The organism is Rhodococcus sp. LMD (assembly GCF_056108245.1).
Genome location: NZ_CM148557.1, coordinates 2,817,878 through 2,833,852, shown reverse-complemented (window position 1 = coordinate 2,833,852; position 15,975 = coordinate 2,817,878). Strand labels below are relative to the sequence as shown.

The following is a 15,975-nucleotide window of genomic DNA, read 5'->3' as shown; positions in this document are numbered from 1 at the left end:
CGCAGCTGCGCGAGTGCGCTGCCGCAGGACGGCGACCTGCCGCAGCTCACCGGGTCACCAGCCCCGTTCGCGCCACTCCCCGAGATGGGGACGTTCCGCGCCGAGCGTGGTGTCCTTGCCGTGGCCGGGGTAGATCACCGTGTCGTCACCGAAGCGGCCGAACAACTTGGTGTCGACGTCGTCGTACAGCGAGGCGAACTTCTCGGCGTCCGCGGTCTTGCCCAGCCCACCCGGGAACCCTAACGGTCAGTAACGGGTAATATCGCGGGACAGCAAAGGAGCGGCCCGTGGCTGATGGAACGCCCAGTTCGGAGCGAGTAAGGGCGGCGATCTATGCCCGCATCTCGCAGGATCCCCGAGGGTTGGAAGAAGGTGTTTCCCGACAGGTTGAAGACTGTGAGAAGCTCGCAGTCAATCGCGGATGGGAAGTGGTCGCCCGATACACCGACAACGACATCTCGGCGTTCAGCGGCCAAGGTAGGCCCCAGTACGACGCTCTCATGGCCGCTGCGCTGAGCGGTGAGATCGATGTGATCGTGACCTACGGGCTGTCCCGGTTGTGGCGCTCCCGGCAAGAGCGTGCCGTTGCCATCGGGCAACTCGGGAAGGCGCGGATCGACGTGGCGCTGGTGAAGGGTTCGGATCTCGATCTCAGTAGCGCAGCGGGGCGGATGTACGCCGACGTGCTTGGCTCGTTCGACACCGCCGAGTCGGAGATCAAGAGCGAACGAGTCGCGCGAGCAGCGCAGCAGCGAGCCCAGGAGGGGCGGGCTAACGGTGCATGTGCTTTCGGGTGGACCCGGGTCTACGACCGCGACGCGCAGGGACGTGTGGTCGCTTGGCGCGACGAGGTCGACGAAGCGGCTGCAGCGATCGTCCGGAGCATAGTCGGGGATCTCCTCGCCGGGGTGACCCTGCGGGCAATAACGGCGCGCCTGAACGAACAGGAGATTGCAGCTCCGCGCGGGGGGAAGTGGATTCCGTCGTCGGTTCGCAAGCTGGCGCTGCGCGACCTCAATATCGGCGTTAGGACACACCGACTGCAGGTCGAGGGGCGCGGCGGAAGGAAAACCAAGACCGTCGAGACCTATCGAGGGGCCTGGGACCCGATTGTTGCCGAGGCCGACCACCAGCGTGTCAAGGAGCTGCTCACCGACCCTGTGCGCCGAACTCAGCGGGCCGCCGCGCGTACCCACCTGCTCACCTTCGGTATCGGCCGGTGCGGATCTTGCGGCGGTGGTCTCGTGGTGTCCCGTAAGGGAGCGCCAGGCAAGAAGACGAGCCTCTACGTCTGCAAGGAACGGGGATGCGTCGGTCGCCGGGAGGAATGGGTGGACGAGTTGGTGGTCGCCACCGTTGTCGAGCGTCTGGCACGACCGGATGCTGCAGAGATCTTCCAGGCAGACGACGGCTCCGAGGTCGACCAGGCTCGGAAGGACGTTATACGGCTCCGCGCCAAGTTGAATGAAGCGGCGGACCTGTTCGTCGAAGACAAGATTGACCGGGAAACTTTCGAACGCATCACCGGACAGACCCGGCCGCTCCTCGAAGCCGCAGAGCGGCGCGCACGGCCTGCGGCTGGGGTGCCTCCTGTGCTGACCCAGCTGATCGACTCGGCGGCCACCCGCGAGGCCTGGAACGCGCTCGCCGTCTCTCAGCGACGAGCGGTGCTCGAGGCGCTCAAACTGGAGGTCATCATCCACAAAGCGCGCGGCGGGCCCGGATTCAAGCCCGAAAGCGTCGAAATCGCCTGGTCGGCGCACTAGCCCCGCCGGACGGACTCGGATCCCCTCCGGCTGCAGGGCTCGGACCGATCGCCGCCGCCCGCACATCGTCGACAAAATCTTCCTGTAGCCCACTAGCCCCTAACTGGCCAGGTAGACTAGGTCTTACAAGCGTCCGGGTGGGCAGGTTCGGCAGCCAGGCACACAAGCCCGGGGAGCGCGGCACAGGTATCGAAACTGGCATCCGCACACCGCGTTGAAGAGATGCGCCGGACATTCTCCTCATCACGAGGCCGTGAGTGCGACAGAATCCGCTTCTCTGTCGTGAGGTCTCGATGGCAAAATCCTTGCACCGCCTGGCCGGTCGCTACGGCGCTCTGAAAAAGAATCTCGATGTCGACGACCCGAGGGTGGTCGACGCCCACTGCGAGCTTGTCACACTGCAGTTACGTGCCCACATTGCAGATGTCCTCGCTGTCTCGCCTCCCTTGAGGCCTGAGCAGATCGAAAGTATCCGGGCTGTGCTGGTCGGCGGTGCCCGATGAGTGCATCCGAGGAAACATCCGCAGATCTGGGCGGCTCGATCTCCGAACGGGCCCGTGAACTGGTCGAGAAGGCCCCGCCCCTCACGAGCACCCAAGTGGCTCGTCTCCGGAGCCTCTTCGCGCAAGCGGGAGGCGAGCGGAGGTGAGGGAAAAAAGGAGAATCCGCCCCGTTGCGAGCGAGGCGGATCAGATGGTCAGCCGGACCGCGATCCATCCTACCCCCAGGGTTTGCACTTCCTGCCGTGCACCGAAGCGCTTGGACGAGATGGCGATCGACCGGTCATGCCGAGAGGGACGACGGTCGGTGTGCATCCTGTGCCGAGCGGAGTACGACCACCGCCGGGCGTGGGAGGTGGACTATCGCAGGCGCTGTTTGAAGCAGGGGTATGTGGCGGTGGTCCAGTCCTTTACGCGTGAAGACGTGGTCGAGCAGTACGGCGATCGATGCTTCTACTGCCACACGGGCGATTTCGAGACGCTGGATCACATTCTTTGTGTCGCCGCAGGAGGCCACCACACGATCGAGAACGTCGTGCCTGCCTGCGCCGGGTGTAACCGGCGAAAGTACTTCGCGATCGACCGGCACATGATTGCTGTAGTGCGCTCTCGCCGAACACCTATCAGTGGGTCGGCGTCGTGAGCGCGGCAGGCGCACGGACCGTGCCGGGTTGGACGCGCTCCCGAGCAGATGACCATGACTCGGCCGAACGGACCGCCCTCGATCCCGCCCTGCCTGGCTGGGCTGTCGATGCCATTTCGCAAGGGTTGCCGGAACATGCGGCACGCGACACCCGGCGGGTGTGGGGGGTGTACGTCCGGATCGCAATGAGCGCACACCGCCGAGGCTGGACGGAGACCGAGTTCCTAAGGGAGGTGACCGCCCCCTCCAGCCGCCTTTGGGGACAGCTGATGCTCCGCCGGGACGGTCGCACATCTTCGATGCCCAGCGCATACAGGGCGGTCAGGAAGGCATGGGAGACCGGTGCCGCCAATCTCATCGACACCGGTCTTCGGACCCCCGAGGACCTTCGGGTTGATGCCGTAGAGCGCGCGTATGCGTGGAGCGACCGTCTCGGAAGTGGAGTCGACGAACTGAGTCCCATCGAGTCGGCGGTAATGGCCTATGTGGTGAGCGAAACGGAGCGACGGAGGATGCTGCGCGTCACCTGCCCCGGTCGGGAGGTTGCGAAACACGCAGGGACTTCACATCGAACTGCAGCAAGGACGCTCAAAGCACTCACCGACCGGGGGTTCCTGGTGCAGCACTCTCCCGGTCGGCGTGGTGAGGAAGGAAAAGGAAAAGCGGCGATCTACGGCTTGGTTGACCCTGAGGGGCTTGGCACATATACACGGGGAAATCCCCCTATGTGCCACCACTCGGGTGAAGTCGACTCAACGTAGCCTGGGATGGGATTGTGGCACATAGGGAAATGACCGGGAAGAAGGTAGCGGCGGCTGGCGTGCGTACTGGTCGGGCGCAGAAGACGAGCACCCTGGCAGTGCATGACGGCATCCTCTTCTGCGCGTCGAGCCTGCAGGGCAGGCGCGTGACACCCGTTGGCTACCAACCCGGGGGCAGGTCCTCGTGGGGGTGGTTGTGCACCAGAAGTGTAGTGAAGGACAACCAAGGCCAAGATAATGCGTTCGTTCCACCGCATGGGGTCCAGCACATGAGGACTGCGTTCGTCCCACGAAGCTTGGCGCACCTGGCGCACTGCGGGCGGATGCCGATGGCACCAGCGCGTCAACGAATCGGAATAACGGCCTAGCGGTCTCGTGCGACGATCGGTGAGTGACAGAGCGATCAGTACCGGAGGATGCCACGGGAGCCGGGGGTGGTTCTACAACTACCCGTGTAGAGCTCGGTCCGATCCGGCCTTCAGCCGGGGTTCGTGCTGAGCTCGTCGCGTTCTTGGAACGCGACCCTAAGCGGCTCGGCGAGGTCTACCGTCTGTTGAAGGCTGACCGGAGCGCTGAGGAGATCGCTTCGGAACTCGAGGTCTCGACCTCGACCTTCGTCTGGATGCACGAGCGCCAGATTCGTAGCCTGCTCGACGGTGATTTACCGACTGCGCCGACAGTTGCGTTGCAGGTGGCGCGGAAGTTCCGGAGCGTGCTGAAGACGGGGGAGTGGTCGAGCGAATGCATCACGTACCTTGAGCACAACCTCGCCGAGCTTGAGCGTCGCGCGACCGACGAGTCGGCCCGGTCCGTCGAGGTCCAGCAAGCGCAGTCGCAGACCGAGGAAGCCGAGGCTCGCAACGAGGTCGGCATCTACGTCTACGCCTTGCCGCACTACCTTCTGCATCCGTACGAGCCAGACAGCGGGCGCACCTTGATGAAGGTCGGCCGCAGCGACAGTGACGTCATCGTGCGCTTCCGGAACCAGACCCGCACTACCGCGCTACCGGAGGAGCCGATCCTCCTCCGCATCTACAGGACTGCACCCGGAGCGGCGACCCAGGCAGAAGTAACGTTCCACCGACTCCTAGAGGCGGCGGACCACAACCGGAGCGTGGCGCGGACAGCGGGACGCGAGTGGTTCGTCACAAGCACGCGCTTCCTCGACGAGGTCGCCCGGGCCTTGGGGTTCGATACGGTGGTGGTGAACGAAGCCGGTGTGTCGGACGATGATTGACGCACTAGCACTCTTGAGCGACATCGCTCGGTGAGGCTTATCAGGTAGCGGTTACCGATCAGAGCCAGACGTCCCGCTGCCGCCGTGCCCGCCGTCGGCGGAACCGTCGCCACCGACGAATCCGCCACGGCCGCCCGCGCCGCCCCCGCCGCCGGGCCAGCCTCCGTGACCCCCATTTCCGCCGTTGGCGGTTCCGCTGCCCCCGACGCTGCCCCCGTCGCCTCCATGACCGCCGTTGCCGCCGTGAAAGCGTGACTGGAAGCCCGGCAGGGTCCCCTTGACGCCCTCGGGCGTCTCGTAGTAGCCCGCATAGTGACGGGCACGAATCCGAAAACCTGAGCTCGCCGATAGCTCACGTTGAAGTTCGCGTTCTGCCAAGACCCAAGTTCTCGCCAGCCAGCCACTCACGAGGACCAGCACCCCGGCGAGGACAGCAGGAAGGCCGACTTCGCCATCGACGATCGTGGCTACGGTGACGCCGCTGAGCGTCGCCAGACCGACTAGAGCGGCTCCCGTTCCCCGAGCACCTTCGAGCGCGTGTCGTCGCATCAATGACGGCAGGGGTTCCGGCGGGGGCGGGTCCTCGGGTTCTTCGAACAGGAAGCGCAAACGGTCGATGTCCGTCACCGGGGTCCTCTCATCGGATCGAGCGAAGCGTCGTGCCGAAGGTACGGCGTGGCACCGACAGGGCCGCTCCCACACCTGTCCAGGCTCATTGGCGGCTTGTAGGGGTTTCCTCCGAGAGGCCAGGCGGGTTAGTCCGGCCAGGCGGAACGCGGGTACGAGTCCGGCGCTCAAGTGTCCATGGCCATGAGAAAGTCCCCACTGGTGGCCGAGTAACGGTCCCCACCGGTGGCCAGATGAAAGTCCCCGCCTCGTGTTCGTCGTGATTCCCACCGGAACACCAGGCCTGAGCGGTGAAGGTGAAGGTGCCACCCAGTCACCTGTCACCGCCCAGGGAGTTCCATTGAAGTCTGCGAAGGACCGCATGGACATCATTTCCGCCTACCGCGAGGTCGGCACCTACCGAGGCGCCGCCGAGATGTGCGGCACCACCCACAAAACCGTCCGCCGTGTCATCGAACGATTCGAAGCCGGCGACACCCCACCCCCACGACAACCCCGCCCCCGCAACTACGACACCGTCACCGAGATCGTCGCAGAACGCATCGCCTCGTCCCGCGGCAGAATCTCCGCCAAACGCCTGCTCCCCATCGCCGCGGCCGCCGGATACACCGGCTCGGACCGCAACTTCCGCCGCCTCGTCGCCGACGAGAAAACCAAGTGGCGCAAAAACAATCACCGCGGTCGCCGCCCCGCCGTGTGGACACCGGGTGAATACCTGGTCATCGACTGGGCCACCCTCGGTGCCGGCCTGCACCTGTTCTGCGCGGTGCTGGCGTATTCACGGTGGCGGTTCGTCGCCTTCGCCACCGACGAACGCGCCGCCACCACCTTGACGCTGATCGCCGAGGCCCTCGCCGCGATCGGCGGGGTGCCCACCAAGGTCCTGGCCGACCGGATGGCCTGCCTCAAAGGCGCAGTCGTGGCGAACGTGGTGGTCCCGACCCCGGACTACGTGCGGATGGCCACCCACTACGGGTTCCGTCCCGACTTCTGCCACGCCGCCGACCCCGAATCGAAGGGCGTCGTCGAACACCTCGTCGGCTACGCCCAACGCGACCTGGTCGTCCCGCTGCTCACCGACGCCGACCTGTCCGGCCGACCGGTGGACCTGGCCGCCGCGAACGCCGCCGCGAAGGCCTGGTGCATCGAGGTCAACACCCGGGTGCACACCGAGATCGACGCGGTCCCCGCCCAGCGCCTGCGCGAGGAACAGGCCGTGCTCGGGCCGCTGCCGTCGCTGCGACTGCAGATCGGGCCGCCACCGGTGACCCGCAAGGTCGACAAGCTCTCCTGCATCCGCTTCGGCTCGGCCCGCTATTCGGTGCCGACCCGCCTGATCGGGGCCACCGTCACCGTCACCGCCGGCGAGGGGCGACTGCTGATCGCCGACCCCGCCACAGGGGAGGTCGCCGCCGATCACGCGCTCACCGCCCCGGGCACCGCGTCGATCCTCGACGAGCACTACCCGACCCCACGACAGGCTCCCAGTCGTGGTCCGCGACCGAAAACCGAAGTCGAGAAACGATTCTGCGCACTCGGTCCGGTCGCCGAACAGTTCCTCGTCGGCGCCGCCGCGGCCGCCAACACCCGCCTGCCCGCCGAACTCGCGGTGCTCCTGGACCTGCAGGCCGCGCACGGCACCGATGCCCTGCTCGCCGCCCTGACCCGGGCAGTGGCGTTCCGGCGGTTCCGCGCCGACGACGTCCGTTCCATCCTCGACGCCGGCGCCGGGGTTCCCCAACCCCGCCCCGGCGGTGAGGCGCTGGTGCTGGACCTGCCGACCGCCCCGACCCGATCTCTCGACGCCTACGCCGTCACCCGAGAGGAGACCGCACGATGAGCAGTTCGAGCACCGCCGTTCCGCCGGCGGTCGCGGCGTTGCCCGCCGACCTCGACGCCGGTCTGCGCCGACTCAAACTCGCCACCGTCCGCCGCACCGCCGCCGAGGTCCTGCAGACCGCCAAGACCCAACGCTGGACTCCGGAGGAGGTGCTGCGCACCCTGATCGAAGCGGAGTTGGCCGCCCGCGACGCCTCCAACATCGCCGCCCGACTCAAAGCGGCCGCGTTCCCCGTCGCCAAGACCCTCGACAGTTTTATCGTCGCCGAGTCCTCCATCCCACAAGCCACATTCGACTACCTGATCGGTTTGGAATGGGTTCGTTCCCACGCCAATCTGGCGTTGGTCGGCCCGCCGGGTACCGGAAAATCCCACACCCTGATCGGGTTGGGGATCGCGGCCGTGCACGCCGGGCACAAGGTCCGCTATTTCACCGCCGCCGACCTCGTCGAAGCCCTCTACCGCGGCCTGGCCGACAACACTGTCGGCAAGACCATCGACACGCTGTTGCGGGCAGATCTGATCATCGTCGACGAGGTCGGGTTCGCGCCGCTGGACGACACCGGCACCCAGTTGCTGTTCCGACTCGTCGCCGGCGCCTACGAACGCCGATCCCTGGCGGTCGCCTCGCACTGGCCGTTCGAGCAGTGGGGCCGGTTCCTGCCCGAACACACCACCGCCGCCGGCATCCTCGACCGGCTCTTGCACCACGCCACCGTCGTGCTCACCGACGGTGAGTCCTACCGGATGCGCCAGGCCCGACACGAACGAGGTGAACGCCCCTGACCCCAACCCCGAACACCCACGAGGCGGGGACTTCCACCTGGCCAAGAGCGGGGACACCACGATGGCCGTTGACACTCAAGTGCGTCGAAGGCTAAGCGATCCTCTCCTGGGCGACGAGGACGTCGCGGAATCCGCCCGGTTCTCCTGTGCGGCAGACCACGCCCGTTCGAGCTGCCAGACTGGGGACACGACAGGACGACCGGCGTTTCCCAGCGGCGCGAGTGCGGGAATGGGGCCGACCGGAGAGGTTCGTTCTCCCGGTGGCTACCGTTGCCCTCCGGCGCGAGTGGTGTCACTGACCGCGCAGGTCGTCCGAGGTCGAGGTCGGAGCACGGCAGGCAGGATCAGTTCGAGAGACCGCCGGTGCCTGCGCGCAGCCGAGAAAGCCAGTCAGGCAGCACGCGACGCGTGCGTGCTCGTCGATACTGCTCTACTCGCCCGGCATGGATTCGCCACGACCCTGGGCGGCGGAGTCGCCGATCCCAGGTTCAACCCGGACGGCGGTGGCGGTACGGGGTGAGCATGGGACGACTGGAGAGGACCGCGTTCCGAGGGGCTATCGTCGGGCTGGTGCGAAGGGCCCGCTCGCCGCCGTCTACGGGTCGGCCAGATGGTCATTTGGCGGTCGGCGCAACATGCCGTCCCGTTTGTCAGAATGCGTAAATGTCATCGTCACGCTTCCAGACCAAGTTCGCCGAGCAGCTTCGGTATCTGAACAGTTCCGCAACGCTCTTCGACAACGGCGACGAGGTCGAAGCAATCCGATTGGCCACCTCGTTGCGCGTCTTGCTGCACGACACCAGGTCGGGTGTGTCCTTATTTACTCACACCGGACGGAAGGGGGAGAGTCTGCTCTCCTCCTCGCGAGGCTTCGGAGACTGGCGGGACTACCTAGGGCATCGGATCGATCTGGCATCGCCAGACCCTATCCGGATGACAGCGCTTCTTGGTGATCACTTCCGTGAGGTGCCCGTGCAGGAGTGGTGGGATGGAGAGGTAGTTTTCGTTCACGACGGTGTCGACTACACCCGGAAGCGGATCATCCTGAGCGCGGCCGACAAGGACGGTGGCGCACATGTCGATGCGAGGCTCGAAGAGTATTACGAGGTTCTTCAGGCGGGCGAGTATGCACTCGGTATCACAGGGGCCCTTTCCTTCCGTGGCCCGGCCCCGTTCGAGCAAGGGGTAACGATCTACCCGAAGAATGCCCACTTTGCACTCCTGCGGCAGTTCGCCCACGAAGTTCTTTCTTCGGCGAAGCGTGCGGGCTGGATGTAGTTGTTGGCCGTAGAGGTGTCTCGAAACAGTTCTGAATGAGACACCCGGACCATGCGGTTGTCGGGAAGGGCTTTCCCCAGGTCGAGATGTCTCAAAAGTTTGTCTCACAATATCTGTCTCAATATTGCCGAGATGGACTATTTGAGACACACTGGGTGCATGAGCGAGACAGTTGCCCCGACAGGAACCCGAATCGGGTACGTCCGCGTGTCCACCGTGACCCAGACGCTTGAACAGCAGGAGGCTGCTCTCGCCACCGCCGGGGTTACCAAGATCTTCCAGGACAAGATGTCCGGTGCCCGCGACGACCGGCCGGGGCTCGCCGCCATGCTCGAGTACGTGCGCGACGGTGACACCGTCGTCGTGTGGAAACTCGACCGACTCGGGCGCAACACGCTCCACATCCTCGAGGTCGTGCGCGCCCTCACGGAGCGTGGCGTCACTCTTGTGTCGACTTCGGATGGCATCGATTCGTCGACGGCAACCGGACGCATGGTGATCGGAGTGCTGGCCTCGATGGCCGAGTTCGAGCGTGAGCTCGCCAAAGAGCGGAGTGCACTCAAGCGCGAGGCCGCGCGGAAGAATGGCACCAAATTCGGTCGTCCCCGCAAGGTCGACGACGCTCAGGCGATCGCTACCGCCCGTCGGATGAAGAGTGACGGCCATACTGGCAGGGACATCGCGAAATTCCTCGGCGTCAGCCGCGCGACGCTGTACCGCCTGTTCGCCGAGCAGCCTTCGAAGTAGGCGGCGTCGAGCTCGGATCTCGTTGCGATGCAGAGCCGGGTGCTCGGCGGGACGAGACGTCCTGCCCGTTGCTGATCCTCTAAATATGCAGCTACGCTTGTGGAGCCGGTAGGGATGCCCTGATTCGCCCTCGGATCCGGCCAGTGCATGGCAAGGCAGGGCAGGGGTTCGGAATCGTTTTCGATCTCCATAAGGAGCAGCCATGCCTATCAATCACACCGACGTTCGGTCCTTGGCCGGTCGTCGCGGGTACGTGCTTCACGCCCAGCGCCCCGGTGCATATACGTCGGTTGGGTACAGCCTGATTGACCCGGTGGGGAACTGGATCGTTTACCCTGCTGGTGCGCAGGCCCAGGTCGGGGCCGAACTCGACGATATCTACGGGTTCCTTACTGCCCCCCAGGTCAACTGATGCTGCTGCCACGGCCCCGGAGCGGGGCCGTGGCATCCTCACTTGTGCCGCCTTCCGCTGCGGCGGCTTTAGTCTCGTCGCGTCAAGCGATTCGTTACGGCCTATCAGCTGCGGTGCCTGATGCGTTTCCTGAGTTCGGGAACCGTGTAGGGGTTGGGCTTGCGTCGGTGTGCCATGACATGGCAATTGGCGCACAGCGGTACCAAATCGGTAATCGGATCGACCTGGTAGTTCTCACCGATCTGCGAAATTGGCACGATGTGGTGGACTTGGATGTAGCCAGCGCCGATGCGACCGTACTGGCGCTGGAAATCCAGGCCGCAGGCTTTACAGGTGATGCCGTGATGGGCGATGCAGGCCTTGCGCGCTTCGCGGCTGCGCTCGAAACGGTTGACCTGCACGGTCCGTGACGCACCTTCTGGGTACGTGCCCGGAACCTCTTCGTCGTCATCCTCGGTAGTCGCCTGAGCGTGCTCGGCCCACCGAGCGCGTAGAGCAGGGAGTTGCGCGGAGCCGATGGACGTTCCGGACCGATAGATCTTCCGCCAGGGGACGCCGGGAACGGCATGTTCCAGGGTGGGCACGTCGAGGAGCTCGGACTCGGGGAGGAGCCAGTCGAACAGGATGTCGACGAAGTTCGACCTCTTGTCCGAATCCTTCGGATCCTCCTCGTCGAGACGTATATCGGTCACCGTCGCATGCCCCAGGATCCCCCGACCACTGGCATCGGTGCCGCCCTGTTTGAAGAACCAGGCCTCCGTGCCTGGCCCGATCCCTGTCCGATGATTCGCGATGGACCAGTCGGATGGGCGTGGACCCCACTCGCGCACCGAGCGGGCGAACGAGTCGTAGTTCCACCCATTCCACTTCTGAGGATTCCAGCACAGGAGGATCGCGTTCATCCAACGAGGCTGCCACAACGCCAGCATCGCGTGTCACCTGATTGACCGACGTAGCCCGATACACCGGGGTGCGGTCCGTACGCCATCGATGAAGACGGCCAAGCAGTCGGCTTCCCATCGGAAAAGTAAGCCTGCACGCTGAGACGTCTGTCGCGTTCCCGGCGTACAACGCCATGCCGGGAACGCGAAGAGATCCTTCTGGGAGTTCTTAACTCTCAGGCCCGGTCGCGCGCTCGAGCCGCTCGATGAGCTCGTTCCGCTCGCCAGGATTCAGCCGTCGCGCCCGGTCGTAGAGGACGTCGAGCTTGGACCGGAGCCTTCTGTTGCTGCGGAGCCACTGCAACATGGTTGCCTTCTCGGCTCGCTTGAGGCCCTTGACTTCGGCATAGACCTCGTCGAGGGTCTCCGGCAACCCAGCTTCCTCGCGTACAGGCTCGTTACATCGCTTGCACTCGACCTGAAGATTGTCGATATCGTCGGTGCCGCCGAGTTCCTGCGGGATGCGGTGGCCAATCGACATCACGGCGTTGCCCTCAGGCGGGTCAGGGTACGGTTCGCCGTTCGCGACGCCGCAGATCACACATCGGTGACCGTCCCGCTCAAGCACTCGCCGACGGAGCGCACCCCCGATTCGGCCGGAGGTCTTCGGTCGGGGTCCTTGGCCGGGGTGCCAGCCCTTGGCGAGGACTCGGTACTCGTCATGGCGAAGCTGGGCGTCCTCGTGGGAGGACGGCAGCCGCCAGCCGAGCTTGCGCAACTCCCGCATCCGACGGTTGAAATGCTCCTGGTCGTTTGGGAGGTTCTCGCTACCCACGGCTTCGCGCAGCTCGCGAAGGGTGAAACGGTCGCCAACTTCCTTGTTGAAGAACAGCCAGGCTGCAATCTTCCTCTCGGCCCCGTACGGACGCTTAGTCCCAGGGGCGAACTCAAGCATCCACCAGAGCGTGCCGCCAGGAGCGTAGGCAGGATCCGGATACCGCCTAGCGGTCATGCGACGACGGACTTCCCGTCCCGCGCGTCTGCCTCTGCGAGCGCATTGCGGATCGAGACGCCAACAGCTTCCGCAACTGGCGGCGGGAAGGCATTGCCCACCTGCCGATAGGCAGCGGTCTTCCTGCCGCTGAATTTCCAGTTCTTCGGGAAGCCCTGGACGACCGCAGCCATCTCGACGGTGAGTCGGGGCATCCCGACGAACCCGGGCTCCGGCGGATTCTCCGCGATGCTCCCGCCGTTTACTCCGAGCTCTCGCCAGGCTGCCCGGGCGCGGGTCGGTCCGAGGTCCGGACCTCCGTGCTTTTTGCTTCCACCCACCAGGGCGGGCCCGACGTTGTTGGCACTCTTCGCCCAGTCCGCCGCAAGCTCCCAGCCGCCCTTCGACATCATCGTCCGGAGCGCCTGGCCGACGGTGACCCTGCGCGCGCTGGGCTCAGGCCATTCGAAGTGCTCGGCCGCATCCGGCTGCATCGCCACGAAGATTGCCCGCTGTCGTGCCTGAGGGACGCCGAAGTCTGCCGCGTTGAACAGCTCCCACCCGCAGTAGGTGTAACCGAGGTTCTCGAACTCGGCGATGACTTCGTCGCGGTACTCGTTGAACTTCTTGGCCAGGATGCCCCGCACGTTCTCGATCATGACTGCGCGGGGCTCGAGCTCCCGGGCCAGCCGCACCATCTCCGGAAAGAGGTCGCGCTCGTCGGCAGCGCCGAGCTGCTTACCCGCGAGACTGAACGGAGGGCACGGAACACCGCCTGCGAGCAGATCGACACCCTTGAGGCGGGCTTCGGGCTCCCAGGTGCGCAGGTCGGTCTCGATGACACCCCACTCGGGCCGGTTCATTCGGAGCGTCTCGCACGCCGCCTCGTCGATCTCGACGCAAGCGAGGTGGTCGAACCCGGCCTTCTCGAGTCCCAGAGCCTGGCCGCCAGCACCGGCACAAACTTCCACGGATGTGTATGTCAACGTCGTCTCCTCGTCGTGTCTGGAGATGAGTCGATCATGGGGCTCCGACACCTTCTCTCGATCGTGATTTACAGGGGTCTCTACCAGGTCATTTGCATCGCTGAAGGCAGACTATGCCGGGCTCCGGCAGAAGCGGTGGAGGCCCGCCGTAGGCACCGTGGCAGCGGCCCCGAACTGTACCCTGCGGTGCATGCAGCCAGATGCTGGCCTCGGCAGTGAGGCGACCGCCGCACAGCCCTACACGACGTCCCCGGGGCGGTCGAGGAACATGCGGGCGATCCGGAGGACTGGAACGAAGCCCGAAACGCGCCTGCGTTCAGCGCTGCACGCTCGGGGGTTCCGGTTCCGCAAGGACTATGCGTTGCGCATCGAGGGCAGGCTCGTCCGGCCCGACATCGCGTTCACCCGCAGGAAGGTTGCCGTGTTCGTCGACGGGTGTTTCTGGCACTCGTGCCCTCAGCATGGACGTCACCCAGGCGTGAACGAGAGTTACTGGTCGCCCAAGCTGCGGCGCAATGCCGAGCGGGACAAGGAGCAGACGCGGCTGCTACAGGAGTCAGGCTGGCGCGTGCTGCGGATCTGGGAGCACGTCGCGGCCGAGGATGCGCTCGCTGCGGTTCTCGCCGTCCTTGAGGATGACTCAGGTGAGGACCGGGGGCAGTAACGGCACGAGCGCGGCCACCGAGTTGTCAGCGACGGATTCGAGCGAAATCTCCTCGGAAGTGTCTGCAACGTCGTAGATCGCCACTGTCCAGCCCTTGTGGTCCGTCCGCACCCAGGCCAGGGGGCCGTCGGCGTCGACGATCAGTGCGAATTGCTGGCTGCCGAGATCAAGTTTGATTGCGGCACACATCCCGCCGGTTTGGGTGAAGTCGGCGCGGTAACCCCGCGAGCGGAGCAATTCGAGGACGTCCCGGTACTCCCGTTCACCTTCCTCCATCGCCTGGCGGTATTCGTCGACGTTCACCTGATTTCCTCCATCGGGCACTCTTGCGCTGTCCGGGCTGGCTCACCGGGCACTGTTTAGAAGTCGTCGGGAGACACTGTGAACCCCCCCGACCCGGTGATGTCCGAGAACGAGATCCCCGTCATCAGCATCGCCAGCACTTCCGGTGCGCTTTCGCGCTTGATGACCTTCTCCGTGCCGTTGGGGAAGAGCAGGCGTACGCAGTTCTGGCCAGCGCGTGACAGGGGCTGTACACCCAGCTTCTGGCCGTCGCTGACCTCCAGCCAGTTGATCTCGTCCGAGTCGCCGCTCATGCCCTAGACGGTAACCCCCGTCGGTGACCGGAAGGGAACTGCCTCACCGGACCGGCGGGTCTTCCGCTCGTAGCCCGGATTGCCGTGTTTGGTTACCTCGCCCAACTTTTCCGAATGCGAGGTAACCATGAACACATTGTTTGACTCCGCGCCCGAACCTGGCGAGGACGCTGGGCTCGATGCAGTCGAGTCCGAACTGTACCGACTGGACCCGACCGGTGACCGCGTCGCGGCAGTCCTCCGGGACACGCTGGACCAGCTCTACGACGGCCAGCACACAGGCCGCTGGAGTTTCACCCAATTGCATAAGACCGAGAAGACCCATATGGGCACCTTGGTCGAGATCAATCTGCACCGGGAGTTCGGCTTCGAGGACGGCGACGCGACCGACTACCGGATCGCAGGTGTCGAGGTCGACTGCAAGTATTCGATGCGGCCGGGAGGGTGGACGCTCCCACCCGAGGTGATTGGGCACATCGCGCTGCTGGTGACGGCCGAGGACACCACGGCGACATGGCGAGCGGGGATCGTGCGTGTCGAAACCGGGTTGCTCAACGCAGGACGGAACCGCGACCAGAAGGGCACTCTGTCCGCCGAGGGGCGCAACCGCATCAGGAGGATGTGGACAGGGCACGGCCGTCTCGCGCCGAATCTGTTTCTGGACCTCGACCCGGTCATTCGAGAACGGATCTTTGCTGCCCGTGCCAGCCGGGGGGACAAGCATGGTCAGGCCAGGACGAACGAACTCTTCCGCAGCGTCCAGGGCCGGATCATTCGCCGGGCGGAACTGGCGACGGTTGCGCAGCAGGACGACTTCATGAAGCGTGCCCGGGGCAATGGTGGTGCCCGGGACAAGCTTCGACCCGAAGGCATCCTCGTGCTGGGTCATCAGGACAACGACCCACTTGTCGCTCAGGCGCTCGGCCTCCCGGTCCCCAGGAAGGGCGAGCTGATCTCGGCCCGGGTGGTTCGTGCTCGGGCGGACCGTGCGGATCCGGTGGCGGAGATCGCGGGAGTGGGGTGGACGCTGGCGAGGCCCGACGATCCGGTGGAGGAAGCGCCGGTGATCCCTCGGGGCAAGTCCGAATAGGTCGTTTGGCCCGGCGAAGGCCGCAGCTGGGACCTTGGCGCAATGAGGTGCCAGCTGCGGTCGTTGCACGGGGAGGCCCGTGCCCTTCCGCGCGACGTCGGATTCCGATGCGACCGCGAAGTTCGTTACCCGGGCACCTTAACGGTCCGGGCGTGGCCTTGGATGGGTTGA

Annotated in this window: 15 protein-coding genes and 1 pseudogene; 9 read left to right on the top strand and 7 right to left on the bottom strand. The window is 65.3% G+C overall.

The window, feature by feature from the left end:
• Positions 1–54 precede the first annotated feature (54 nt).
• Positions 55–237 (bottom strand): annotated as a pseudogene (locus ACWPQI_RS13045) (MBL fold metallo-hydrolase); the annotation flags it as partial.
• 50 nt (positions 238–287) lie between these two features.
• On the opposite strand from ACWPQI_RS13045, the gene ACWPQI_RS13040 reads away from it, so the two are divergent.
• The 3 genes from ACWPQI_RS13040 (at position 288) to ACWPQI_RS13030 (ending at position 4,907) form a co-directional block, all read left to right on the top strand.
• Complete coding sequence (locus ACWPQI_RS13040; protein ID WP_474738374.1) at positions 288–1,766, top strand: recombinase family protein; 1,479 nt, start codon at positions 288–290, stop codon at positions 1,764–1,766.
• A gap of 693 nt (positions 1,767–2,459) precedes the next feature.
• On the top strand, positions 2,460–2,909 hold the full coding sequence (locus ACWPQI_RS13035) for an HNH endonuclease (protein WP_474738373.1): 450 nt from the start codon (positions 2,460–2,462) through the stop codon (positions 2,907–2,909).
• A 1,272-nt stretch (positions 2,910–4,181) separates the two neighbouring features.
• Positions 4,182–4,907, top strand: coding sequence for a GIY-YIG nuclease family protein (locus ACWPQI_RS13030; RefSeq protein WP_474738372.1), 726 nt, complete (start codon positions 4,182–4,184; stop codon positions 4,905–4,907).
• Positions 4,908–4,958: 51 nt separating this feature from the next.
• Here the strand turns inward: ACWPQI_RS13030 and ACWPQI_RS13025 are convergent, their stop codons facing one another.
• The gene (locus ACWPQI_RS13025) at positions 4,959–5,534 is read right to left on the bottom strand and encodes a hypothetical protein (RefSeq protein ID WP_474738371.1); all 576 of its coding nucleotides are present in this window, start codon (positions 5,532–5,534) and stop codon (positions 4,959–4,961) included.
• A 340-nt stretch (positions 5,535–5,874) separates the two neighbouring features.
• Here ACWPQI_RS13025 and istA point away from each other — a divergent pair, with 340 nt between their 5' ends.
• The 4 genes from istA (at position 5,875) to ACWPQI_RS13005 (ending at position 10,184) form a co-directional block, all read left to right on the top strand.
• The gene (gene istA, locus ACWPQI_RS13020; RefSeq protein ID WP_120282719.1) at positions 5,875–7,374 is read left to right on the top strand and encodes an IS21 family transposase; all 1,500 of its coding nucleotides are present in this window, start codon (positions 5,875–5,877) and stop codon (positions 7,372–7,374) included.
• Positions 7,371–8,159 carry an IS21-like element helper ATPase IstB gene (gene istB / locus ACWPQI_RS13015; RefSeq protein WP_024101627.1) on the top strand — a complete coding sequence of 263 codons (789 nt, stop codon included), beginning with the start codon at positions 7,371–7,373 and terminating at the stop codon, positions 8,157–8,159. The genes istA and istB overlap by 4 nt, the downstream gene beginning before the upstream one ends.
• 663 nt (positions 8,160–8,822) lie before the next feature.
• On the top strand, positions 8,823–9,437 hold the full coding sequence (locus ACWPQI_RS13010; protein WP_474738370.1) for a hypothetical protein: 615 nt from the start codon (positions 8,823–8,825) through the stop codon (positions 9,435–9,437).
• A 159-nt stretch (positions 9,438–9,596) separates the two neighbouring features.
• Positions 9,597–10,184, top strand: a complete 588-nt coding sequence (locus ACWPQI_RS13005; RefSeq protein ID WP_474738369.1) for a recombinase family protein — start codon at positions 9,597–9,599, stop codon at positions 10,182–10,184.
• Positions 10,185–10,700: 516 nt separating this feature from the next.
• On the opposite strand, the gene ACWPQI_RS13000 is transcribed toward ACWPQI_RS13005, so the two are convergent.
• The 3 genes from ACWPQI_RS13000 to ACWPQI_RS12990 form a co-directional block, all read right to left on the bottom strand.
• Positions 10,701–11,498, bottom strand: coding sequence for an HNH endonuclease (locus tag ACWPQI_RS13000; RefSeq protein ID WP_474738368.1), 798 nt, complete (start codon positions 11,496–11,498; stop codon positions 10,701–10,703).
• Between the two features lie 208 nt (positions 11,499–11,706).
• Positions 11,707–12,432 (bottom strand): HNH endonuclease, encoded by a 726-nt coding sequence (locus tag ACWPQI_RS12995; RefSeq protein WP_474738367.1) that lies wholly within the window; start codon positions 12,430–12,432, stop codon positions 11,707–11,709.
• A 53-nt stretch (positions 12,433–12,485) separates the two neighbouring features.
• The gene (locus ACWPQI_RS12990) at positions 12,486–13,439 is read right to left on the bottom strand and encodes a DNA cytosine methyltransferase (RefSeq protein ID WP_474738853.1); all 954 of its coding nucleotides are present in this window, start codon (positions 13,437–13,439) and stop codon (positions 12,486–12,488) included.
• 283 nt (positions 13,440–13,722) lie between these two features.
• On the opposite strand from ACWPQI_RS12990, the gene ACWPQI_RS12985 reads away from it, so the two are divergent.
• Positions 13,723–14,118, top strand: coding sequence for a very short patch repair endonuclease (locus tag ACWPQI_RS12985; protein ID WP_474738852.1), 396 nt, complete (start codon positions 13,723–13,725; stop codon positions 14,116–14,118).
• Here ACWPQI_RS12985 and ACWPQI_RS12980 read toward each other — a convergent pair.
• Positions 14,095–14,421: a hypothetical protein gene (locus ACWPQI_RS12980; protein WP_474738366.1), complete on the bottom strand. Its 327-nt coding sequence runs from the start codon at positions 14,419–14,421 to the stop codon at positions 14,095–14,097. The two genes, ACWPQI_RS12985 and ACWPQI_RS12980, sit on opposite strands and share 24 nt — an antisense overlap.
• A gap of 56 nt (positions 14,422–14,477) precedes the next feature.
• Positions 14,478–14,714 (bottom strand): hypothetical protein, encoded by a 237-nt coding sequence (locus ACWPQI_RS12975; protein WP_474738365.1) that lies wholly within the window; start codon positions 14,712–14,714, stop codon positions 14,478–14,480.
• Between the two features lie 127 nt (positions 14,715–14,841).
• Between ACWPQI_RS12975 and ACWPQI_RS12970 the strand changes: the two genes are divergently transcribed.
• Entirely contained in the window at positions 14,842–15,804 is a 963-nt protein-coding gene (locus tag ACWPQI_RS12970) for a NaeI family type II restriction endonuclease (RefSeq protein WP_474738364.1), read from the top strand.
• Positions 15,805–15,975: the final 171 nt, after the last annotated feature.